The sequence below is a fragment of the Georgenia wutianyii genome (assembly GCF_006349365.1).
GTDB lineage: Bacteria > Actinomycetota > Actinomycetes > Actinomycetales > Actinomycetaceae > Oceanitalea > Oceanitalea wutianyii.
In genome coordinates this window covers 740,385-762,581 of sequence record NZ_CP040899.1, presented here as the reverse complement: position 1 = coordinate 762,581, position 22,197 = coordinate 740,385, and the positions used below count along the sequence as shown (strand labels likewise).

General features: G+C 74.3%; 19 protein-coding genes. 8 read left to right on the top strand and 11 right to left on the bottom strand.

Annotated features, from left to right (window positions below; all coding sequences use genetic code 11):
- Positions 1-7: 7 nt before the first annotated feature.
- Positions 8-835, top strand: coding sequence for a LysM peptidoglycan-binding domain-containing protein (locus tag FE251_RS03315; protein ID WP_139947856.1), 828 nt, complete (start codon positions 8-10; stop codon positions 833-835).
- The gene (locus tag FE251_RS03310) at positions 832-1,305 is read left to right on the top strand and encodes an Rv3235 family protein (RefSeq protein WP_139947854.1); all 474 of its coding nucleotides are present in this window, start codon (positions 832-834) and stop codon (positions 1,303-1,305) included. Before FE251_RS03315 ends, FE251_RS03310 begins: the two co-directional genes overlap by 4 nt.
- Positions 1,306-1,429: 124 nt before the next feature.
- Here FE251_RS03310 and FE251_RS03305 read toward each other — a convergent pair whose 3' ends face one another.
- The 9 genes from FE251_RS03305 to mtrA all read right to left on the bottom strand — a co-directional run bounded on the left by FE251_RS03305 (position 1,430) and on the right by mtrA (position 13,818).
- A complete protein-coding gene (locus tag FE251_RS03305) occupies positions 1,430-2,050 on the bottom strand; it encodes a CE1759 family FMN reductase (RefSeq protein ID WP_139947852.1) in 621 nt (206 codons plus the stop codon).
- A gap of 11 nt (positions 2,051-2,061) precedes the next feature.
- Positions 2,062-3,249 carry an LLM class flavin-dependent oxidoreductase gene (locus tag FE251_RS03300; protein WP_139071037.1) on the bottom strand — a complete coding sequence of 396 codons (1,188 nt, stop codon included), beginning with the start codon at positions 3,247-3,249 and terminating at the stop codon, positions 2,062-2,064.
- A 172-nt stretch (positions 3,250-3,421) separates the two neighbouring features.
- Positions 3,422-6,406: a preprotein translocase subunit SecA gene (gene secA / locus FE251_RS03295; protein WP_139947850.1), complete on the bottom strand. Its 2,985-nt coding sequence runs from the start codon at positions 6,404-6,406 to the stop codon at positions 3,422-3,424.
- A gap of 105 nt (positions 6,407-6,511) precedes the next feature.
- Complete coding sequence (locus tag FE251_RS03290) at positions 6,512-7,753, bottom strand: winged helix-turn-helix domain-containing protein (RefSeq protein WP_230976525.1); 1,242 nt, start codon at positions 7,751-7,753, stop codon at positions 6,512-6,514.
- A 53-nt stretch (positions 7,754-7,806) separates the two neighbouring features.
- On the bottom strand, positions 7,807-8,451 hold the full coding sequence (gene hpf / locus FE251_RS03285) for a ribosome hibernation-promoting factor, HPF/YfiA family (RefSeq protein ID WP_139071170.1): 645 nt from the start codon (positions 8,449-8,451) through the stop codon (positions 7,807-7,809).
- A 249-nt stretch (positions 8,452-8,700) separates the two neighbouring features.
- Positions 8,701-9,462: a ComF family protein gene (locus tag FE251_RS03280; protein ID WP_139071171.1), complete on the bottom strand. Its 762-nt coding sequence runs from the start codon at positions 9,460-9,462 to the stop codon at positions 8,701-8,703.
- Between the two features lie 321 nt (positions 9,463-9,783).
- A complete protein-coding gene (locus tag FE251_RS03275; RefSeq protein WP_139947848.1) occupies positions 9,784-11,478 on the bottom strand; it encodes an LpqB family beta-propeller domain-containing protein in 1,695 nt (564 codons plus the stop codon).
- Positions 11,478-13,130 (bottom strand): MtrAB system histidine kinase MtrB, encoded by a 1,653-nt coding sequence (mtrB, locus tag FE251_RS03270; RefSeq protein WP_139071173.1) that lies wholly within the window; start codon positions 13,128-13,130, stop codon positions 11,478-11,480. Before mtrB ends, FE251_RS03275 begins: the two co-directional genes overlap by 1 nt.
- 4 nt (positions 13,131-13,134) lie before the next feature.
- Entirely contained in the window at positions 13,135-13,818 is a 684-nt protein-coding gene (gene mtrA / locus FE251_RS03265; RefSeq protein WP_139071174.1) for an MtrAB system response regulator MtrA, read from the bottom strand.
- Positions 13,819-13,928: 110 nt separating this feature from the next.
- Here mtrA and FE251_RS03260 point away from each other — a divergent pair, with 110 nt between their 5' ends.
- The 5 genes from FE251_RS03260 to FE251_RS03240 are packed head-to-tail and all read left to right on the top strand — an operon-like array spanning position 13,929 to position 19,260.
- Positions 13,929-15,089, top strand: a complete 1,161-nt coding sequence (locus FE251_RS03260) for a glycerophosphoryl diester phosphodiesterase membrane domain-containing protein (RefSeq protein ID WP_139947846.1) — start codon at positions 13,929-13,931, stop codon at positions 15,087-15,089.
- Complete coding sequence (locus tag FE251_RS03255; protein WP_139947844.1) at positions 15,086-15,751, top strand: DUF4129 domain-containing protein; 666 nt, start codon at positions 15,086-15,088, stop codon at positions 15,749-15,751. Before FE251_RS03260 ends, FE251_RS03255 begins: the two co-directional genes overlap by 4 nt.
- On the top strand, positions 15,748-16,905 hold the full coding sequence (locus FE251_RS03250) for a DUF4350 domain-containing protein (protein WP_139947842.1): 1,158 nt from the start codon (positions 15,748-15,750) through the stop codon (positions 16,903-16,905). The genes FE251_RS03255 and FE251_RS03250 overlap by 4 nt, the downstream gene beginning before the upstream one ends.
- Positions 16,902-17,930, top strand: coding sequence for an AAA family ATPase (locus tag FE251_RS03245; RefSeq protein WP_139947840.1), 1,029 nt, complete (start codon positions 16,902-16,904; stop codon positions 17,928-17,930). Before FE251_RS03250 ends, FE251_RS03245 begins: the two co-directional genes overlap by 4 nt.
- 37 nt (positions 17,931-17,967) lie before the next feature.
- Positions 17,968-19,260: a DUF58 domain-containing protein gene (locus FE251_RS03240; protein WP_139947839.1), complete on the top strand. Its 1,293-nt coding sequence runs from the start codon at positions 17,968-17,970 to the stop codon at positions 19,258-19,260.
- 15 nt (positions 19,261-19,275) lie between these two features.
- Here the strand turns inward: FE251_RS03240 and FE251_RS03235 are convergent, their stop codons facing one another.
- Positions 19,276-20,112: a ChbG/HpnK family deacetylase gene (locus tag FE251_RS03235; protein WP_139947837.1), complete on the bottom strand. Its 837-nt coding sequence runs from the start codon at positions 20,110-20,112 to the stop codon at positions 19,276-19,278.
- A 102-nt stretch (positions 20,113-20,214) separates the two neighbouring features.
- On the bottom strand, positions 20,215-21,210 hold the full coding sequence (locus FE251_RS03230) for a stage II sporulation protein M (RefSeq protein WP_139947835.1): 996 nt from the start codon (positions 21,208-21,210) through the stop codon (positions 20,215-20,217).
- Positions 21,211-21,228: 18 nt separating this feature from the next.
- Here FE251_RS03230 and FE251_RS03225 point away from each other — a divergent pair, with 18 nt between their 5' ends.
- A complete protein-coding gene (locus FE251_RS03225; RefSeq protein ID WP_139947834.1) occupies positions 21,229-22,083 on the top strand; it encodes an RDD family protein in 855 nt (284 codons plus the stop codon).
- Positions 22,084-22,197 lie beyond the last annotated feature (114 nt).

Below are 22,197 nucleotides of genomic sequence, written 5' to 3'. Positions count from 1 at the left end.
GGCCAACATGGGACTGCTCCGCCTCGTGCTCGTCGCGGCACTCGGCGCCGTCGGCGCGGCGCTGCTGGCCCAGCACACGGCCGCTCTGCTCGCCGGCGGCGTCGGCGGGGTGGACGAGGCGGTCGCGCTCGGGGCGGCGGCCACCGGCACGCTCGTCGCGGCGTGGTACGCCCTCTCCGCGAGCGCGGCGGCGCTGGCCGACGCGGCGCGACTCTCGCGGAGGGCGCCTCGGCTCGCCGCGGTTCTCGCCGCCGCCGTCCGGCGTTACGGGGCACCCGCGGTGCGGTGCGCGGTGGTCGCCGGAGCCGGGATCAGCCTCGGCGCGCTGCCCGCGACGGCCGCGCCCGAGGACGTCGTGCCCCAGGACCTGCGCCCGGGCACCGTCGTCACCCAGACCCTCCCCGGCGGCTCGGAGGCGCCGTCGTCCGCACCCCCCACGGACGACGGCGCCTCCGAGCCGGACGGTGAACCGGTCCCGCAGGACGAAGGCCCAACGCACCCCGCCACACCTGCGCCGAGCGAGCCCGCAGCAGCCTGGCCACCAGCGGCGCAGGCCACCTCGGCGCCAGGGGCCACGGCCCCTCCTGGCGTCGCCGCCCCCGTCAGCGCGCCGGCCGCGCACACCGACCTCGCGGACGAGTCCTACGTCGTCCGGCCGGGCGACTCGCTGTGGGCGGTGGCCGCCCGCCACCTGGGCCCCGGCGCCACGGTGGCGGACGTCGCCGCGGAGTGGCCTCGCTGGTACGAGGCCAACCGCGACGTCGTCGGCGCCGACCCCGGACTCATCCACCCGGGCCAGCTGCTCCAGGCCCCCGAACCGAAGGACGTGCCATGACCGCTCCCACCACCCTCGCCCCCCGCCACGCCCCGACCAGCCGACCACCGGACGGCGCCCGCCCCTGGGACAGGGTGCGCTTCAGCGCCGAGACGGAGCCCGGGGCCGTCGAGCCGGAGACCGAGCCGGACCTCGACCAGCTCCCCCCGGTCGCCCCGTGGGCGGCGACCCTCGTGCGGGCAGCTGTCGAGGTGCTCACCGGCAGCCGGCCCACCGCCCAGCTCACCCGGTGGCTGTCCGCCGAGCTGTACGACCAGCTCGCCCGGCGCGCCGGCCTGGCCGTGCGGGTCCTCGGGCGGCCGGACCCCGCGCTGTGCGCCCGGGTGCGGCGGGTGCGCTGCACGCAGGTGCGGCCCGGGGTCCACGAGGCCGCCGTCGTCGTCCACGACGGCGTGCGGATCCGGGCGGCCGCAGTCCGGGTGGAGTGCCACCGCGGCCGCTGGCGCGCCACCGCCCTCGAGATCGGCTGACCACCCCCGCCCCGACAGCCGACTTCCGCCCGACAGCCGACTTCCTCCCGACAGCCGACTTCCGCACAGCCGACGTCCGCCGCGTGGCCCGGGCCACAGGACCCCGGGGCACGCGGCGCGACCGTCAGAGGCGGTCGAGGAGCGAGGCGAAGTCGGGGGTCGCGTCGAAGCCGTCGGCCGCCCCCGACCGCTCAGGGCGCGCGACCACCTTCTCGGCCAGCTCGACGCCGGCCCGGCGGATGCGCTCGGGCAGCGGGTTGACGTCGTCCGCCTCCCCCGCCCAGTCGTCGGTGGCGGCGAAGACCGCCGTGGTGACGGTGTCGGCGTGCAGGTAGGTGAACAGCGGCCGGATCGCGTACTCGGTGGCGAGGGAGTGGCGGGGCGTGCCGCCCGTGGCGCCGATGAGCACGGGCGTCCCCCGCAGCGCGTCCTTGTCCACGACGTCGACGAAGGACTTGAACAGCCCGGACGCGCTCGTCGTGAAGATCGGGGTGACGGCGATGACGCCGGCGGCCCGGGCGACCGTCTCCAGCGCCGTCCGCAGCTCCCCGGAGGGGAAGCCGGCGAGCATGGCGTCGGTGATCTCGTGCGCGAGGCTCCGCAGCTCGTAGGTGACGACCTCGGCGGTGACGCCTCGCTCCGCGAGCGCGTCGGTCGTCGCCTGCGCCAGCCGGTCGGCGAGCAGCCGGGTGGCGGACGGGCGGCCGAGACCGGCCGAGACGACGGCGATGGTGCGCGTGCTCATGTCTGCTCCTCTCACAGCCCGAAGGCTGCGCCGCGGCCCGCGGGCTGCGCGACGTCGTCCTCGGCGGTGCGACCGGTCCAGCGGTCCTCCCCGGCCACGTGCTGGTCCTGGGCCGTGCCGGCGGCCCGCGCCTTGGCGACGCGCTCGGCGTGGCTCGGCGGGTCGGAGGGCACGTGCGCGGGCCGCTTGGACTCGAGCTCGGCGCGCAGCGCCGGGACGATCTCCTCGGCGAGGATGTCGATCTGCTCGAGGACCGTCTTGAGCGGCAGACCGGCGTGGTCGATGAGGAAGAGCTGACGCTGGTAGTCCCCCACGACGTCGCGCATCGCGGCGTACCGGTCGATGACCTGCTGCGGGGAGCCCACGGTCAGCGGCGTCTCGCGGGTGAAGTCCTCCATCGTGGGCCCGTGGCCGTAGACCGGGGCCTTGTCGAAGTACGGGCGGAACTCGTTCCACGCGTCCTGGGAGTTCCTCCGTGCGAAGAACTGTCCGCCGAGGCCGACGATCGCCTGGTCGGCGCGGCCGTGGCCGTAGTGCTCGTAGCGCCGGCGGTAGTACTCGACCATCCGGGCCGTGTGCTCCATGGGCCAGAAGATGTTGTTGTGGAGGAAGCCGTCGCCGTAGTACGCGGCCTGCTCGGCGATCTCGGGGGTGCGGATGGACCCGTGCCACACGAAGGGCGCGACGCCGTCGAGCGGGCGGGGCGTGGCGGTGAAGCCCTGGAGCGGGGTACGGAACTTGCCCTGCCAGTCCACGACCTCCTCGTCCCACAGCCGGCGCAGCAGCGCGTAGTTCTCGATGGCGAGGTTGACGCCCTGGCGGATGTCCTTGCCGAACCACGGGTAGACGGGGCCGGTGTTGCCGCGCCCCATCATGAGGTCCATCCGGCCGTTGCTGATGACCTGGAGCATCGCGTAGTCCTCCGCGATCTTCACCGGGTCGTTCGTCGTGATGAGCGTCGTCGCCGTGGACAGGACGATGTTCTTCGTCGTGCCCGCGAGGTAGCCGAGCAGCGTCGTCGGCGAGGAGGCGACGAAGGGCGGGTTGTGGTGCTCGCCGGTGGCGAAGACGTCGAGGCCGGCCTCGTCGGCGTGCTGCGCGATCGTGAGGATCGACCGCACGCGCTCGGTGTCGTCGGGCGTGCGCCCGGTCGTCGGGTCGGTCGTGACGTCACTGACCGTGAAGATTCCGAACTGCATGGTGGCGTCAGCTCCTCAGTCGATGCGTTTGCATGTACAGCCGTCCCAACCCGGTCACCCCTGGGTCTATTCCGTCGGCCCTGTGCGGTGGGCCACCGGGGGCAGAGACGAGGGCGCCGGGCGCGCATGGTCTCCCATGCTCGCCCGGCGCCCCGTGCATCTGCCCGTCCCGTCAGCGCCGCTTCTTGGTCACCTTCGCGGCCTTGCGGCGGGCCTCACGGTTGCTGCCACCCGCGGCCGCGGCCTGCGCGGCCGTCTCGCCGCTGCCCGCGGCGCGACCCTTGCCGCCCTCGGTGCGCACCGAGGGGCGGGCGTCGCCGTCGGCCGACGGCGCGGAGTAGGTGAGGGCCGTGGGACGCTGCGGCTCCTCGAGCCCGACGATCTGCGGGCCGCCGCCGAACGCCGTCGCGGGCGCGCTCTGCGCGTCACCCTGCCGGGCCGCCGCCTCGCGGGCGGCGGTGGCGAGCGTGGCGCCCGACCGGTTCGCCGTCACCGACTTGGCGCCCACCCGTCGCCCGCCGGACTGGGCTGCGGCCGCCGCGGGGGTCGCCTCGCCGTCCCCGGCGGCGGTGGCGGTGGCACCGAGGCGAGCACCGGCCGCGGCCTGCGCGGCGGCGTCGGCCGTCACCGCACCCTGGCCGTCGCTGCCGTCGGGCTGCTGGACCTTGACCTCGAGGTTGAACAGGTAGCTGACCGACTCCTCCTTGATGGCCTCGTTCATGGCCTGGAAGAGCTGGTAGCCCTCGCGCTGGTACTCCACGAGCGGGTCACGCTGCCCCATGGCGCGCAGCCCGATGCCCTCCTTGAGGTAGTCCATCTCGTAGAGGTGCTCGCGCCACTTGCGGTCGAGCACGGAGAGCACGACGCGGCGCTCGAGCTGCCGCATGATGTCCGGCGTCAGCTCCTCCTCCCGGCGCTCGTAGGCGAGGTGGATGTCGGAGCGGACCTCCTCCAGGAGCATGTCGGTGGTGAGGCGGTTCTGGCCGCCGGCCTCCTCCACGACGTCCTCGACGGTGATGGACACCGGGTAGATCCGCTTGAGCTCGGTCCACAGGGCGTCCAGGTCCCACGTCGTGGCGTCCGGCGCCTGGGTGAACTCGGTGACGAGCGAGCCGACGGCGTCGTCGATGAAGCCCTGGACCTGCTCCTGCAGGTCCTCACCGTCGAGCACCCGGCGGCGCTCCTCGTAGACGACGGTGCGCTGGCGGTTGAGGACGTCGTCGTACTTGAGGACGTTCTTGCGGATCTCGAAGTTGCGGCCCTCGACCTGCGCCTGCGCCGAGGCGATGCCACGGGAGACCATCTTCGCCTCGAGCGGCATGTCGTCGGGGTAGGAGGCGCTGTCCATGACGCGCAGCGCGAGCCCGGAGTTGAACAGCCGCATGAGGTCGTCCTCCATCGACAGGTAGAACCGGGACTCACCCGGGTCACCCTGACGGCCGGAGCGGCCACGCAGCTGGTTGTCGATGCGGCGGGACTCGTGGCGCTCGGTGCCCAGGACGTACAGGCCGCCGAGCTCGACGACCTCCTCGTGCTCCGCCGCGACCGAGCGCTTGGCCTCCTCGAGGACCTCGGGCCACGCGGCCTCGTACTCCTCGGGGGCCTCGACCGGGTCCAGCCCGCGCTGACGCATCGCCTCGACGGCGATGTGCTCGGCGTTGCCACCGAGCATGATGTCGGTACCGCGACCGGCCATGTTCGTCGCGACGGTGACGGCGCCCTTGCGGCCGGCCATCGCCACGACGGTCGCCTCACGCGCGTGGTTCTTGGCGTTGAGGACCTCGTGCGGGATGCCCTTGCGCTTGAGCAGCGCGGACAGCACCTCGGACTTCTCCACGCTCGTCGTGCCGACGAGCACCGGCTGGCCGGCGGCGTGCCGCTCGGCGATGTCCTCGATGATCGCCTTGTACTTCGCCTGGACGTTCTTGTAGATGAGGTCCGGCTGGTCGATGCGCTGCATCGGGCGGTTCGTCGGGATCGGGACGACGCCGATCTGGTACGTGCTGGAGAACTCGGCGGCCTCGGTCTCGGCCGTACCGGTCATGCCGGAGAGCTTGTCGTACAGGCGGAAGTAGTTCTGCAGCGTGATCGTGGCGAGCGTCTGGTTCTCCGCCTTGATCGTCACGCCCTCCTTGGCCTCGATGGCCTGGTGCATGCCCTCGGAGTAGCGCCGCCCGGCGAGCACACGCCCGGTGTGCTCGTCGACGATGAGGACCTCGCCGTTGGTGACGATGTAGTCCTTGTCGCGCTTGAAGAGCTCCTTCGCCTTGAGCGCGTTGTTGAGGAACCCGATGAGGGAGGTGTTGAGCGACTCGTAGAGGTTGTCGATGCCGAGGTAGTCCTCGACCTTCTCGATGCCCGGCTCGAGCACACCGACGGTGCGCTTCTTCTCGTCGACCTCGTAGTCCTCGTCGCGCTTGAGGCGCGTGGCGAGGCGGGCGAACTCGGCGTACCACTTGTTCGCGTCACCGGAGGCGGGGCCGGAGATGATGAGCGGGGTGCGAGCCTCGTCGATGAGGATCGAGTCGACCTCGTCGACGATGGCGAAGTTGTGGCCGCGCTGGACGAGCTCGTTGGTCGACCACGCCATGTTGTCGCGCAGGTAGTCGAAGCCGAACTCGTTGTTCGTGCCGTAGGTGATGTCGGCGGCGTACTGCGCGCGCCGCTCGTCGGGCTTCTGGCCGGCGAGGACAACGCCGGTGGTGAGCCCGAGGAAGCGGTACACGCGTCCCATGAGCTCGGCCTGGTAGCCGGCGAGGTAGTCGTTGACGGTGACGACGTGGACGCCCTTGCCGGTGAGCGCGTTGAGGTAGGCCGGGAGGGTCGCGACGAGCGTCTTGCCCTCACCGGTCTTCATCTCGGCGATGTTGCCCAGGTGGAGGGCCGCGCCGCCCATGATCTGGACGTCGAAGTGCCGCTGACCCAGGGTGCGGCGGGCGGCCTCGCGCACGACGGCGAACGCCTCGGGGAGGATGTCGTCGAGCGTCTCCCCGGCGGCGAGACGCTCCTTGAAGGCGTCGGTCTCGGCGCGCAGCTCTGCGTCGCTGAGGGCGGTGACGCTCTCCTCCAGGGCGTTGACCTGGTCGGCGATCGCGCTGAGCTGCTTGAGGATCCTGCCCTCGCCCATGCGCAAGATCTTGCTGAGGATCGAAGCCACGCGGTTCTACTCCCGTTCGACGGTCGGCGCCGGTGCACGGCGTCGGGCGCACAGGCTGCGCGCACACCTCGCATCATGGTAAGCGCCACACAGCCCCGGTCGAAGTCAGTCCAGTTCCGCCCGCAGCGGACGCGCCAGGTCTCCCTCGGCGTCGTCGTCGACGGCGACCCCGCCCGCCCCGAGCCACTGCGCCGTCGTCGCGAGCTCGGCCGCGAGCCCGGCAACGACGTCCGGCGGCGTCGGCCACGTCGCCCGCGCGGCGGCGTCGGGGCCGGGCTCCTCGGCGTAGGCACCGCGGACGCGCACGAGTCCGGCGTCGCGGTCGTGCTTGAGGTCCACCCGGGCGACGAGGTGCTCCCCGAGGAGGAACGGCAGCGGGTAGTACCCGTGCGTGCGGCGGTGGGCGGGGGTGTAGATGCCGATGCGGTAGTGCATCCCGAACAGGTCCAGCACGCGGCGCCGCTCCCACACGAGCGGGTCGAACGGCGCGAGCAGGGCCCGGGCTGCCGTGCGCCGGGGCACACGGGCGGCGACGTGCAGCCAGGCGGGCCGCCCCCACCCGGGGACGGTGACCGGCACGAGCTCACCCTCCTCGACGAGCTCGTCGATCGCGAGGCGGGTAGCGCGCTGACCGATCCGGAAGTAGTCCGCGAGGCAGCGGACGGTACCGACGCCGTGGGCGCGTGCCGCGATCCGGGTGAGTTCGCGGACGGCGTCCTGCGGGTCCGGCGCCGGCTGGTCGCGCACGTGCCCGGGCAGGACGCGGGAGGTGAGGTCGTAGACCCGCTCGAACTGCGCGTTGCGCGACGACGCGGTGAGCTCACCGGCGTCGAACAGGGTCTCCAGGGCGACCTTGGCGGCGCTCCACCGCCACCCCCAGCCGTCGGAGCGTTCCGCGTGCAGCGGGTCCACGAGCGCCTCGACGTCGCGACCGGTGAGCGGCCCGCGGGCGGCGACGATGTCGCGGACGCGGCGCTGCAGGCCGGGGTTGCGCTCCTCGAGGGCGAGCGGGTCCATGCCCGCCCACCGCCGCCGGGTGCCGGCCACGAGCGGGTAGGTCGTCACCGGGACGAAGGAGGCCTCGTGCGCCCACGCCTCGACGACGCGCCGCGGGTGACGCCCGGCGGCCCGGTCGAGCAGGGTCGTGTCGTAGGGGCCGAGGCGGGCGAAGAGCGGCAGGAGGTGCGCCCTGGCCAGGACGTTGACGGAGTCGATCTGGAGCAGCCCGAGCCGCTCGATCGTGCCGGTGACGTGCCGCATCGTCACCTGGACCGGGCGCGGACGGTCCAGCCCCTGCGCGGCGATCGCGGTGCGCCGTGCCTGGGCGAGGGTCAGCGTGCGCGTCACGCTGGGAGCGTACGCGGCGGGCCGCGGCGTGGTGCCGCGGCCCGCCGTCGGACTCAGAGTGCGGCGTCCTTGGCCGCGACCTCGTAGTTCAGTCGGATGATGCCGTAGGTCCAGCCGTGCCGGTGGTAGACGGCGCAGGGCTGCATGGTCTCCTCGTCGATGAAGAGGTAGAACGGGTGACCGACGAGCTCCATCTCGTAGAGCGCCTGGTCGATGCTCATCGGCTGCGTGTCGTGCAGCTTCTGGCGCACGATGACGGGCGAGTCGCCCAGCTGTGCCTCGACGACCTCCCCGGGCTCGGTCGGCGGGGTCGGGGTGGTGGGCAGCTCCTCCACCACCGGCTCCGGTGCGAGCTCCTCGAAGTCCGCGATCGGCTTGGCGCCACCGCGGCGGTGGTGGTTCTTGCGCCGGTCGCGTGCGCGACGCAGTCGCTCCATGAGCTTGGTCGTTGCCAGGTCGAGGGCCGCGTACCTGTCGTCGGCCGCAGCCTCAGCACGGATGGTCGGTCCCCGGTCGACCACCGTGAGCTCGACGCGCTCTGCCCTGTCGGCGAGCCGCGGGTTCTGCTCCTTGGTGATCTCCACCTCGATGCGACGCGCGCGGGGCGCGAGCTGCTCGACCTTGGAGAGCTTGTCCTCCAGGTGGGCGCGGAAGCGGTCCGCCACCTCGGTGTTACGGGCAACAACGGCAATATCCATGGTGACCTCCGTAGAGAAGTGAAACCGAATCGGTCTCTGCAGCGACCCGCTCTCAGCGGGTGAGGAAGATGTCTGCCACCTCCTCTCCTCGGAGCTCGCCACCACCCGGAGCCGGGCCGGTGGGCGAGAGTGCGTCCATACAGGAACGTTAGTCGAGGTCGCGGCCTGACACCCGCGATGTTGGTCCCGAGTGGCGCAATGTCCGCCTACTGGACACCGGCTGTGCCCGGCATCCCGGGTCTGCACGGGTCACGGCACCCGGGCGCCGACGGTCCGGCCCGGCGGTGGCGTCGCGGCGAGGACGAGGGCCCCGGCCACCCTGGCTCCCGCGCCGTCGAGGACCCTGCTGCAGGCGGCGAGGGTGGCGCCGGTGGTGAGGACGTCGTCGACGAGGACGACGACGGCGCCCGCGGGTGGCGCCGCGAGCACCCGGACGCCCGTGCTCCGGTTGCGGACCCGCCCGCGCACGCCCAGCCCGGACTGGTGGGCCCGGCCACCGGAGCGCCGCAGCACGTCGAGCGAGCGGACGGTGCGCCCCGCGGTCAGGGTCCCCGAAGCGGCGATCCCCGCGGCGACGGCGTCGGCGAGGTCGGCGACGACGAGCATCCCGCGCAGGCGGCGCCGCGTCCCCGACGGCGCGGGGACGACGAGGACGTCCCCGCTGCCGTCGCCGAGGGCGAGGTCGGGGTCGTGGGCCCACACCTGGGCCCCCTCCCGGGCGCGCGCGAGGAGGACGCGGGCGACGTCGCCGCGGCCCGCCCGCTTCCACGCGAGCACGAGCCGGCGGACCGGTCCTGCGTAGTCGGCGAGCGACCAGACGGGAAGGAGCCCGTCCGCGTCGCCAGGGAGGCTGAGCATCGGCGCCTGCCCGTCGCAGCGGACCGGGGTGCGGGAGACGAGGCCGCGGCACTGCGGGCAGACCGCCTGGTCCCACGCTCCGCAGCCCGCGCAGTCGGCCGGCAGGACGAGCGCGAGCGCCTCGGTGAGGGCACGGGCGGTGCCGGGCGTCATGCCGTCCAGCGTGGGGCAGTCCCCCTCACCGCGTCGTCCCGGGCCCGCTGGCTGTGGTGGCCGGGGCCGCGGAGGGGGTCCGGGGAGCGGCGTCGGTGTCTGTCGCTCGCGGACGACGCGCCGCCTCCGTCCCGCGAGAGCCGGATCGTGCACGCCCGGCGTGTGGCGGAAGTCGGCTGTCGCGCGGAAGTCCGCTGTCGTGCGGAAGTCGGCTCTCGCGCGGAAGTCGGCTCTCGCGCGGAAGTCCGCTGTCGCGCGGAAGTCGGCTGTCGCGCGGAAGTCGGCTCTCGCGCGGAAGTCGGCTCTCGCGGGTGGGTGGGGTCAGCCGGGGTAGGCGGGGTCGAAGACGTCGGTGGTGGCGAGGGTCCAGCCCAGGCCGTTGCGCTCGTAGAGCTGCCCGTCCTCCGTGCCGACGACGAGCGTGCGGTCACCGGTCGCGGCCGCCACCCGGGTCGCTCCGCTCACCGACGGAAGCTTGACGGTCGGTCCGCCGATCGTCACGAGGTGGACGGCGATGGCCGTGTCGGTGCCGCTCGAGCCGAGCACCGCGACCGTCTGCTCGTCGACCCAGGCCGCGGCGAGCGCGCTCGTCACGCTCTCCCCCACGCGGACCGGCTCGCCGACCGCGAGCGGGCGCCCGTCGCTGTCGCGCAGCACCGTGGCGAGCTCGATCCGGGAGACCCCGTCGGCCTGCCAGATGACGACGATCCGGGTCCCGTCGCGCGAGACCCGCAGGGAGAGCACGTCCGCGTCGTCCAGCCAGCTCGCCGACACCGAGGTGACGGTGCCGTTGGGGAGCACCGCCCGCAGCGTCCCGTCACTCGCCCGCGGCGTCGTCCAGATCCACCCGTGCCGGTCGATCGACGGCGCGACGAGGTTCGTCCCGGTCGTGAGCACGGCGCCGCCGTCCTGCTCGTTGGGCAGGCTGACGAGGCGGTCGGTGCCGTCGAGGACGACCGCCCGGCCCGAGGCGTCGTCGTACGGGAGCGCGGGCATGCGCGGGTCGGTGGCCAGGCTCTCCCCGACGAGCGGCACGAGCTCGGAGCCGGTGAACCGCTGGGCCCGGCCCTCGGCGACCACCACGGGGTTGCCCGTGATGTAGGGGTTGCGCAGGAGGTCGGGCGTGTCCCCCTCGAGCGGCAGCGGGTTCCCGCCGACGCTGAGGGTCACCGACTGGATGCCGGGCACCGTGCGCAGCGACTCCTCGAGCTGGGCGGCCATGAGGGCGCGCTGGGCGGGCTCCGCCGCGAGCGCCTCGGAGGACAGGTCCACCTGCGCCACGGAGTCGACGACGCTCACCGAGCCCTCGGCGAGCCGGGTACCGGTCGGCACGGCCGTGGTCACCCCGCCCGCGAGCCACGAGGAGGGCCCCTCGAGCAGGTGACGCGCGATGAGGGAGGCGGCGCTGCGCTGGGGGTACCAGCGCGTCTCGGGGACGAGCGCCTCGTTGTCCGGGCTGAGGAAGTACAGCTGGTAGGGGTCGTACTGGTTCTCGAAGACCGCGGGCGAGACGAGGATGCCGTCCTCGAGGTCGACGATGCGCCACTGGCCCTCGTCGGTGCGCGCGAGGGTGAAGTCGAGCTGGAGCGGCGTGTCGGGTGCGGCCTCGGTGTACCGGCCCTGCGCGTCGACGGTCGCGGCCGCCGTCGCCGTGGCGCTCACCGACCCGTCCTCGCTCTGGGAGTAGGTGACGTCGCGCGCGGTGAAGACACGCACCTGGGCCCGCGGGTTCCACGTCTCGGCGGCCGGGCCGGCGAGGTACTCGCGGGCCACGGCGAACTCGTCGTTGCCGCCCGCGGCCACGGCGCGCAGGAAGCCCTGGACGATCTGGTTGGCGGTCGCGTCCGGGGTGGGGCCGTAGGCGATGAGCGCGACCGAGCTGCGCTCGGGGGGCGCGGCGTCGGCGGCGTTGACCGGGCCGGAGTCCGGGATGCTCACGCAGCCGGTGAGCACGAGGGCGACGGCCGCGAGGGCGGCCCCGAGGCGCGCGGCGGCGCGCCGGCGAAGAGGACCCATCAGCGGCCTCCCAGGCTCTCGAGGTCGGGCACGGCCGCCGGTCCGCCGCGCACCTCGGCGGGCTCGTCCGGGACGCGCTCGGGGCGCAGCGGCAGCGGCGGCTCGGAGACGAGGAGCCCCGCGCGGCGGGGCAGCACCAGGCGGAAGGCGGCGCCCTCGCCCGGCTCGCCCCACGCCTCGAGGGTGCCCCCGTGGAGCCGGGCGTCCTCCAGGGAGATGGACAGGCCCAGCCCGGTGCCGCCCGTGGTGCGTGCGCGGGCGGGGTCGGCGCGCCAGAACCGGTCGAAGACGTGCTGCGCGGCCTCGGGGGTCATCCCCGTGCCGTGGTCGCGGACGACGACGGCGACCGCGGTGTCGTTGACGCCCACGGTGATGTCGATCGGGCGGCTCTCGCCGTGCTCGATCGCGTTGACGAGGAGGTTGCGGATGATGCGGTCGACCCGGCGCGGGTCGATGTCGGCGGTGCAGGGCCGACCCGGTCCGTGGACGGTGATCGTCGAGCCGCTGCGCTCGGCGAGCGGCGCCGCGAGCTCGACGGCGTGGGCGACGACGTCCTGCAGGTCGCGCTCCTCGACGTCGAGCACGGCGGCCCCGGCGTCGAAGCGGCTGATCTCCAGGAGGTCGGCGAGCATCTGCTCGAAGCGGTCGAGCTGGGTCTGGAGGAGCTCGGCGGAGCGTCGGGCGGCGGGGTCGAGGGCGTCCCGGCTCGCGTGGAGGACCTCGCTGGCCATCCGGATGGTGGTGAGCGGGGTCCGCAGCTCGTGGGAGACGTCGGAGACGAAGCGCTGCTGGAGGCGGGAGAGCTCGGCCATGCGCTCGATCTGGTCCTGGAGGCTCTCGGCCATCTCGTTGAAGCTGCGGCCGAGGGTGGCCATCTCGTCGTTGCCGAGCACCTCGAGGCGCTCGTCGAGCAGGCCGTCGGCGAGCCGTTCGGCGCTGCGGGCGGCCTGGCGCACCGGCGCGAGGACGCGCTGGGCGAACAGCCACGTCATCGCGCCGAGGAAGACGAGCAGGACGCCGGCGCCGGCGCTGAGCACCTGCATGACGAGGCGGAGCGTGTCCTCCTCGGCCCGCAGGGAGTAGACGATGTACAGCTCCTGGGTGCCGACGACCGGAAGGATGACCTCCGAGCCGACGATGATGCCGGGCCCGCCACCCATCGCCAGGGGCAGCGAGATCGACTGCCAGTGCTGGCCGCCGTCGGCGACCGCCTTGCGCAGCTCGCTGGTGAGGACGGTCTTGTCGAGCAGACGCTCGTCCATCACCAGCTCGTTGATGAGCACCTGGGAGGTCTCCCCCGGGCTGCGCAGGAGCATCGCACCGACGACGCCGCCGCCGGTGCCCTGGCTGCCGGCGATGAGGTCGGAGGCGAGCAGCTCGACCTGCGGGCCGGTGTTGGCGATGGCGGCGTCGAAGCGCTCCTGGGCGGAGCGGGTGCGCGAGGCGGCGTCGGCGATGATCTCGTCACGGCGCGCCTCGAAGAGGCCGTCGCGGATCGTCACGCTCACCACCGCGCCGAGCAGGACGAGGGCGGCGACGCCGACGAGGACGGTCGTGATCGACACGCGCAGGCGCAGCGAGGTGCGCCAGCGGTCGACGACACGGCCCAGCCACCCACCGGGCCAGGCCGTCCTCCCCTCGGTCGTGCTCACGCCGTCACCGCTGGGTGGCGCCCGCTCGGTAACCGACGCCGCGCACGGTCACGACGACCTGGGGGTTCTCGGGGTCCTGCTCGACCTTCGCGCGCAGGCGCTGGACGTGGACGTTGACGAGCCTGGTGTCCGCGGCGTGGCGGTAGCCCCAGACCTGCTCGAGGAGCACCTCGCGGCTGAAGACCTGCCAGGGCTTGCGGGCCAGGGCGAGGAGCAGGTCGAACTCCAGCGGGGTGAGGGGGATGCTCTGGTCCCCGCGCGTCACCTGGTGGCCGGCGACGTCGATGACGAGGTCGCCGATGGTCAGCCGCTCGGTCTGCGGCGCCGTCGTGCGCCGCAGGCGGGTCTTCACGCGCGCGACGAGCTCCTTGGGCTTGAACGGCTTGGGGATGTAGTCGTCGGCGCCCGCCTCGAGCCCGGCGACGACGTCGATGGTGTCGGACTTCGCGGTGAGCATGACGATGGGGACGCCCGACTCTGCGCGGATGAGGCGGCAGACCTCGATGCCGTCGATGCCCGGGAGCATGAGGTCCAGGAGCACGAGGTCCGGCTCGTGGGTCCGGAAGACCTCCAGCGCCTGGGCGCCGTCAGGGCACATGACGGTCTCGTACCCCTCGGCCTGGAGCACGATCCCGATCATCTCGGCGAGCGCGGTGTCGTCGTCGACCACGAGAATTCGAGCGTTCATGCCGACTATGGTCGCATCCGCAGCAAGGGACTCCATTGTGCCGATGATCATGTTGCGCTCGGCCTCGTAGCCGCGTGGGACGATGGCCGCCCGAGACCAGGAGGGGACCGATGAGCCAGGAGCCGGGTTCGACCGCGGGTGGCGCCGGGCCGACCGGCCCGTCGACCCCCGACCAGTACGGGCAGTACGGCCAGTACGGGCAGCAGCCCGACCAGTACGGGCAGTACGGCCAGCAGCCCGACCAGTACGGGCAGTACGGCCAGCAGCCGCCGCCCGCTCCCGGCGCCTACGGGCAGTACGGCCAGGCGCCCGGCGGCGGTTACTACGGGCCCGGCTTCGCTCCCGTGCCCTCCGCCGTGCAGCCGGGCATCGTCCCGCTCAGGCCGCTGACCCTCGGGGAGATCTACGACGGCGCCTTCCGTGCCATCCGCAGCAACCCGCTCGTCATGTTCGGGCTGGCCATCATCGTCGTCGGCGTCGGCGCCCTCCTCCAGGCCGGCGTCACCGTCGCGCTGCTCGAGAACATCGAGCGTGCGCTGCAGGCCGGCGCCTCGGATCTCGACGCGTTCCTCGGGGTCGGCACGCTCGCCGGCCTCGTCATCAGCTGGGTGCCGCTGAGCCTGGCGACGCTCGTCCTCGAGGGCCTGGCCATCATCTCGGTGAGCGAGTCCGTCCTCGGGCGCACGATCGGTCTCGCCGAGGTCTGGCAGCGCGCCCGCGGCCGGCTGCTGCGCCTCGTCGGCCTCTCCCTGCTCCTCGGGCTGGCCGGCATCGTCGCCGTCACCGGCGGGGCCGTGCTCGTCGCCCTCCTCTTCGTCGGCGTGGCGCAGACGGGCGACCGGGCGCTCACCGCGGGGCTCCTCGCCCTCCTCCTCGTCGTCCTCATGGGTGTGCTCGTCGCGTTCCTCACCGTGCGGCTCATGTTCGCGCCGTGCGTGATCATGCTCGAGGGGACGGGCGTCATCGCCTCGATCGGGCGCTCGTGGCGACTGTCGAAGGGCACCTTCTGGCGGCTGTTCGGGATCATGCTGCTCACCGTCGTCCTCGTCGGCGCCCTCGTCGGCATCCTCTCGGTGCCCTTCTCGATGGTCGGCGGCCTGTTCGCCTTCCAGGACGACATCCTCATCCCGTTCATCGTCTCCTCGATCGGCCAGCTCGTCGGCTCGGCGATCTCCATCCCCGTCATGGCCGCGGTGCTCGCGCTCCTGTACATCGACGTCCGGATGCGCAAGGAGGGGCTGGACGTCGAGCTCGCGCGCGCCGCGGGATGAGCCGCGCGCGGCTGCTCGGCGTGCCGGTCGAGCCGGACGCCGAGGAGGCCAGGCGCTGGGCGCAGGAGGAGCTCTCCCGCAGCGTCTACCGGGACGAGCCCGGCGTGCTGGACCGGCTGTGGCGCTGGCTCGGCGAGCAGCTCCAGCGGCTGCTCGAGATCGACGCCTCGGCGCCGGAGAGCCTCGTGCCCGTCATCGTCGTCGTCGGGGCCGTCGTCCTGCTCGTCCTCGCGCTCTACCTCGCCGGACCGGTGCGCCGCCGCCGGCGGACCGCCGGGGCACGCTCCCACACGCTCTTCGACGACGAGGGCGACGCGACGAGCGCGTCGCTCACGGCCGCCGCGGACGACGCCGCTGATCGGGGCGACTGGGCACTGGCCGTCCTCATGCGCTTCCGCGCGATCATCCGCTCTCTCGACGAGCGCACGGTGCTCGACGACCGCCCCGGCCTCACCGCCCACGAGGCGGGCGCCGCGGCGGCGTCCCTCCTGCCCGGCTGCGCCGCCGGCCTCACCTGGGCCGCCCGCCTGTTCGACGACGTCTGCTACGGCTCGGCGCGTCCCGGCCCGGACCAGGACGCGCGGATGCGTGAGCTCGCCCGTGAGGTGGCCGCCGCCCGTCCGGTCGCGACCGGACGTCCCGTGGGACTGGTCGCCCCGTGACCGCGGTAGCAGAGGCACAGACCCAGGTCCCGGCGCGCCGCAACCGCCGCCAGACGCTGTTCCTCGTCGCCGTGGCCCTCGTCGCCGTGACGGCGTTCGTCGTCCTCCTCGCCGCCCGGCAGACGACGTCCGCGCTCCCGCTCGCCCCGGACAACCCCGCGCCCGCCGGCGCGCAGGCGGCCGCGACGATCCTGCGTGAGCAGGGGGTGCGCGTGCGCACCGTGCGGACGACGGACGAGGTGACGCAGGTGGCCGGGCCCGGCACGACGCTGTTCGTCGCCGGCGGCGGTCTCCTGGACGACGCCCAGCTCGCCGCGGTGCGTGGCACGGGGGCCGACGTCGTCCTCACCCAGGCGACCTTCCTGCCCGACCTCGAGCCGCTCACCGACAAGGTCACCCCCTCCCCGGTCGGCAGCCCCGACCCGCTGCGGGCCGACTGCGCCGACCCGGACGCCCTCGCCGCGGGCACCGTCTCCGGCAGCACCGGAGGCGTCGAGCCGCTCGCCGCGGACGTCGAGCTGTGCTTCCCGACGGCGGACGGGGCCGGGGCCCTGGCCACGTGGGAGGAGGACGGGCGCCGCTTCGCGTTCCTCGCCGACGGCACCCTGCTGAGCAACGAGCGCCTCGCCGACGCCGGCAACGCCGCCCTCGTCCTGCGTCTCCTGGGCGCGAGCAGCGAGCTCGTCTGGTACCTGCCGACGGCGGGTGACACCGTGACGCCGCAGACCGAGGAGCCGGCGGGCGTCCTGCCGCCCGCCGCCACCGTCGTCGGTGCCCAGCTCCTCGTCCTCGCCGTCGTCGTCGTGCTGTGGCGCGGCCGGCGGCTCGGGCGCGTGGTCACCGAGCCGATGCCCGTCGTCGTGCGCTCCGCGGAGACGACGCTGGGCCGCGGCCGGCTCTACCGCCGCGCCCGCGACCACGCGCACGCGGCCGCCGGGCTGCGCGCGGGGTGCGCGACGCGCTGCGCCGCCCGCCTCGGGGTGCCCCGCTCCGCGCGTCCCGAGGACCTCGTCGCCGCCGTCGCCCGCTCCACCGGCCGCGACGAGCAGTCCGTCGCGGCCCTGCTCCACGGCCCGTCCCCGACGTCGGACGCCGCCCTCGTCCACCTCACCCGCGAGCTCGACACCCTGGAAAGCGAGGTCCACCCGTCGTGACCACCTACACCCCCGGCGAGCAGCCGCCGCCCCCGCCGCCGCCGGCCTTCGTCGCGCAGGCCCCCGCCCCGCCCGAGGACTCCCCCCGTGCCCGCCTCGCCGCGTTGCGCGAGGAGGTCGGCAAGGCCGTCGTCGGCCAGGAGGCCGCCGTCACCGGCCTCGTCATCGGGTTGCTGTGCCGCGGGCACGTGCTCCTCGAGGGCGTTCCCGGGGTGGCCAAGACGCTGCTCGTCCGGTCGCTGGCCGCCAGCCTCGACATGGACACCAAGCGGGTGCAGTTCACCCCTGACCTCATGCCCGGTGACGTCACCGGCTCGCTCGTCTACGACGCGCGCACCGCCGAGTTCTCCTTCCGGGAGGGGCCGGTGTTCACCAACCTCCTCCTCGCCGACGAGATCAACCGCACCCCGCCCAAGACCCAGGCCTCGCTGCTCGAGGCGATGGAGGAGCGGCAGGTGTCGGTGGACGGCGAGGCGCGCCCGCTGCCCGACCCGTTCATGGTCGTCGCGACCCAGAACCCCGTGGAGTACGAGGGCACCTACCCGCTGCCCGAGGCCCAGCTCGACCGCTTCCTCCTCAAGCTCCTCGTGCCGCTGCCCGAGCGCGCGGAGGAGATCGAGGTCCTCCAGCGGCACGCCCGCGCCTTCGACCCGCGTGACCTCGCCGGGGCCGGGCTGCGCGCCGTCGCCGGAACGGGCGACCTCGCCGCGGCCCGCGCCGAGGTCGGCCGGGTCCAGGTCGCACCGGAGGTGCTCGGCTACGTCGTCGACGTGTGCCGCGCGACCCGCACCTCGCCCTCGCTCTCGCTCGGCGTCTCCCCTCGCGGGGCGACGGCCCTGCTCGCGACGTCGCGGGCATGGGCCTGGCTCACCGGCCGGGACTACGTGACGCCCGACGACGTCAAGGCCCTCGCCCACGCGACGCTGCGCCACCGCGTCCAGCTGCGCGCCGAGGCCGAGCTCGAGGGCGTGACCGCCGAGACCGTCCTCGACGGCGTCCTGCGCGCCGTCCCGGTCCCCCGCTGACCGTGTCCCGACCCGCGCTGCCCACGAGGAGACCACGATGGCGCTGACCCGCCGCGCCGCGCTCGTCGCGGCCGTGGGCCTCGTGCCGGTGCTGCTCGTGCCCCGCGGGGCGACGGTCGCGGCGTGGGCGGCGGTGCTCGTGCTCGGCGTCCTGCTCGACGTCCTCCTCGCCGCCTCGCCGCGCGCGCTGGAGCCCCACCGGGAGGTGCCCCACTCGGTGCGCCTGGGCGAGCCGGCCACCTCGACCCTCACGGTGACGAACACCGGCCGGCGCACGGCGCGCCTGCTCGTGCGCGACGCGTGGGTGCCCTCGGCGGGCGCCGAGCACAACCGGCACCGGCTCACCGTCCCGGCGGGCGAGGCGCGCCGGGTGCGCACCGGCCTGCGCCCGACACGGCGCGGTGACCGGGTGGCCGACCTCGTGACGCTGCGCTGCCACGGCCCGCTGGGCCTGGCGGGCCGGCAGCGCTCACTGCCCGCGCCGGCACGGCTGCGGGTGCTGCCCGCCTTCACCTCCCGGCGCCACCTGCCCTCGCGGCTCGCCCGCCTGCGTGAGCTCGACGGGCGCGCCGCGGTCAACGTGCGCGGGCAGGGCACCGAGTTCGACTCGCTGCGCGAGTACGTCATCGGCGACGACGTGCGCGCCATCGACTGGCGGGCGACGGCACGCGGCGGCGACGTCGTCGTGCGCACGTGGCGCCCCGAGCGGGACCGGCGGGTGCTCGTCGTCGTCGACTCCTCGCGGCTGTCGGCCGCGCGCCTGGGCGAGGCACCCCGGCTCGAGGCACAGATCGAGGCGGCGCTGCTCCTCGCGGCGCTCGCCTCACGCGCCGGTGACCGGGTGGACGTCGTCGCGGTCGACTCGGCGGTGCGGGCCCGCGTCTCCGGGGTGCAGGGCGCGCGGCTCATGTCCTCCCTCGCCGACGGGCTGGCGCAGGTCGAGGCGTCGCTCGTCCAGGTGAGCTGGCCGACGGTGACGCAGGTCGTGCGCGACACGCTGTCCCAGCGCTCGCTCGTCGTGCTCCTCACCGCGCTGGACACGGCGGCGGTGACGTCGGACCTGCTCCCCGTCGTCGGGGCGATGACGCGCGACCACCAGGTCGTGCTCGCGTCGGCGGCCGACCCCGAGGCGGAGGAGATCCGCCGGCGGCGCGTGACGAGCGAGGAGGTCTTCGACGCCGCGGCGGCCGAGCGCGCGGCACTCGAGCGCGGGGCCGCGGCGATGCGGCTGCGCCGTCAGGGGGTCGAGGTCGTCGAGGCGCTGCCGGAGGACCTGCCGCCCGCGCTGGCCGACACCTACCTCGCGCTCAAGGCCGCCGGGCGGCTGTAGGAGCGACAGGGCGGGCTACCAGGCGGGGACGACCTCGATGTGCTCGCGCCGCAGTGCCCGGTGGAAGGCCGGGTCGCGCAGCAGGCGCAGCTCCCACAGCCGCTTGCGACCCTCCCCGGCCGGGAACCGCTGGGCCGAGGCGAGGGGCGAGGGGTGGACGATGAGCTCTGAGGTCCCCCTCGGCAGGCTGCGCAGCTGGGCGAGCACGTCGGCGCGCAGGTGGCCGTACCCGAGGATCGCCGAGCCGGGCAGCCAGGAGCCGACGAGCGTCTGGGGCAGGCGCACACCCAGCGCGTCGGCCCGGCGCACGGCCCGGCGGTGGGCGGTGCCCAGCCCACGCACGGCCAGCCCGAGCACGGACGCGAGGCGGCGGGGCAGGCGGAAGGCGAGGCCGTGCTCGGCGCAGAACTCCACCGCCGTGAGCGCGAGCGAGCGCCCGCGCAGGCCGTAGAGCGTGCCGGAGTGGGAGTCGAGCGCGGGGGGACGCAGTCCCAGGCGACGCATCCAGCCGAGCTGGGCGAACATCTCGCGCGCGACGTCCGCGGTCGAGGCGCTGCGCTCGGCCTGCGCGGCGTCCAGGGGCAGCGTGCCGTCCGGGCCGATGAGCGTGCGCGCGTCGGCCGACAGCGGTGACCATCCGGCCCACTCACGCGCGCTGTTGAGGGTGAGGTGCAGGCGCGGGGCGTGCAGGCCGGCGGCCTTGAGACGCTCGACCGCGTCGGTCGCCGCCGTCGCCACCGGGATGAGCGTCGTCGCCGAGACGAGCCCGTCCCGCATGAGCTCGACGATCGTCGCGTTCGTCTCGGCGTCGACCCCGAGGTCGTCGGCCGTGATGACGAGCCTGCGGTTCATGGCACCTCACACGCAACGCGCGGAGACCACCCCCGCGCGGCACCTCCAGCGTACGTCCGGCCCGCCCGGCTGCCACAGGGAGGGCGGGAGGAGGAGCTCGTCTCAGCCGGCCTGCGCCAGGGTGTGCCCGGCGAGGTCCTCCTCCAGGTCCCCGGTCTCCCCCGCCCGGACGGCGCGCCGCCCCAGGACGAGGGTGTACGTCCAGTAGGCGGCGAGCACGAGGGCACCGATGGTGACCTTCAGCCAGGTGGGCAGCGGTGACGGCGTGACGAAGCCCTCGACGAGCCCGGAGACGGCGAGCACGAGCACGAGCCCGAGCGCGACGGCGAACAGCGAGCGGCCCTCCTCGGCGAGTGCCCGGGAGCGGGTGCGCGGGCCCGGCGCGACCCACGCCCAGAAGAGCTTGAGCCCGGCGCCGGCCGCGACGAAGATCGCGGTGAGCTCCATGAGGCCGTGGGGCGCGATGAGCCCGAAGAACACGTCGAGGTACCCCTCGGAGGCCATGACGCCGCCCGAGGAGCCCACACCGACGGCGTTGGCGAGCAGGACGTAGGCGGGGAAGACGCCGGTGATCCCCAGGCCGATGCACTGCGCGGCGATCCACGCGTTGTTCGTCCACACGAGACCGGCGAAGTCGGCGGCCGGGTAGTTGGAGTAGTAGGCGGCGAACGCCTCCTCGGCGTACTGGCGGCGCTCGGCCGGACTGCCGACGGCGGCGAGGGCCGCCTCGTTCGTCGCCACCCACCAGCCGCTGAGGGTCGCGACCGCGAGGAACGCGACACCGGCCCACACCGTCCACCAGCGCACGCGGTAGAAGGCCGCCGGCAGCTGGAGGAGGAGGAAGCGTGTGACGTCGGAGAGCCGGGCCTCGTGGGCACCGGCGATCCGGCCGCGCGCGGTGGCGAGCAGGCCGGACAGCTCGGAGACGACGACGGGGTCCGGGGCGCTCGTGCGGACGGCGGACAGGTGCCCGGCGGTCGCCTGGTAGAGGGCGACGAGCTCGTCGGCCTCCGCGCCCGTGAGCCGGCGCCGGGCGGACAGCGTCGCCAGGCGCTGCCACTGCGGCCGGTGCACGGCGGCGAAGGCGTCGATGTCCACGCGGGTACCCTGCCACACATGACCTCGCACGCCGCCCACAGCAGCGGCAGGGCGCTGCAGGCGGCGCGCCTCAACGACGACCTCATCGTCACCGGCGAGGCCGTCGCGCTCGAGGTGCGGCCGGCCGCCTTCATGCTCCGCGTCGCGGGCGGCCTCATCGACGCCACGTGCTACGTCATCGTCCTCGGCGCGATCTCCGTGGGGATCCTCGGGCGCCTCGACAACCAGGCGCAGACGGACACGCTCACGATCGTGACGTTCGCGTGCGTCGCCGTCGTCGCCCCCACCCTCGTCGAGACGCTCACCCGGGGCCGCTCGCTCGGCAAGCTCGCCACCGGCATCCGGATCGTGCGCGACGACGGCGGGCCGATCCGCTTCCGGCACGCCTTCGTCCGCGCACTGGCCGGGCTCGGTGAGCTGTGGCTGACCGCCGGGTCCGTCGCCGTCGTCGCGGCGCTGCTCAACGGCCGCGGCAAGCGGCTGGGCGACCTCCTCGCCGGCACGTACGCGGTGCGCACCCGAGGCGCGGACCGCACGCCCCCACCCCTCCTCATGCCCCCCGAGCTCGCCGACTGGGCGCGCGACGCCGACATCCGCGCGCTGCCGGACGGTCTCGCCCTCGCCGCCCGCCGCTTCCTCGACCGCACCGGCACCCTCGACCCCGCCTCCCGTGCGGAGCTCGGGCGCCGGCTCGCCGCCCGCGTGGAGCCGCTCGTCGCCCCGCCACCGCCGTGGGGGACCAACCCCGAGCGGTTCCTCGCCGCGGTGCTCGTCGCCCGCCGGGACCGGGAGTACGCCGTCGGCCTGCGGGCCCGCGACGCGCTGGCCGAGACGACCGCCGAGCTGCGCCGGCTGCCCTTCGGGGTGCGCTGACGGCGACGTCCACCCCACGCGCGCCACTTGGTCTAGACCAGGGCGTGACGTGGGACACCCTGTGGTCTACGCTGACCTGACAGCAGTTTCCTTCACCACTGTCGGCGAGAAAAC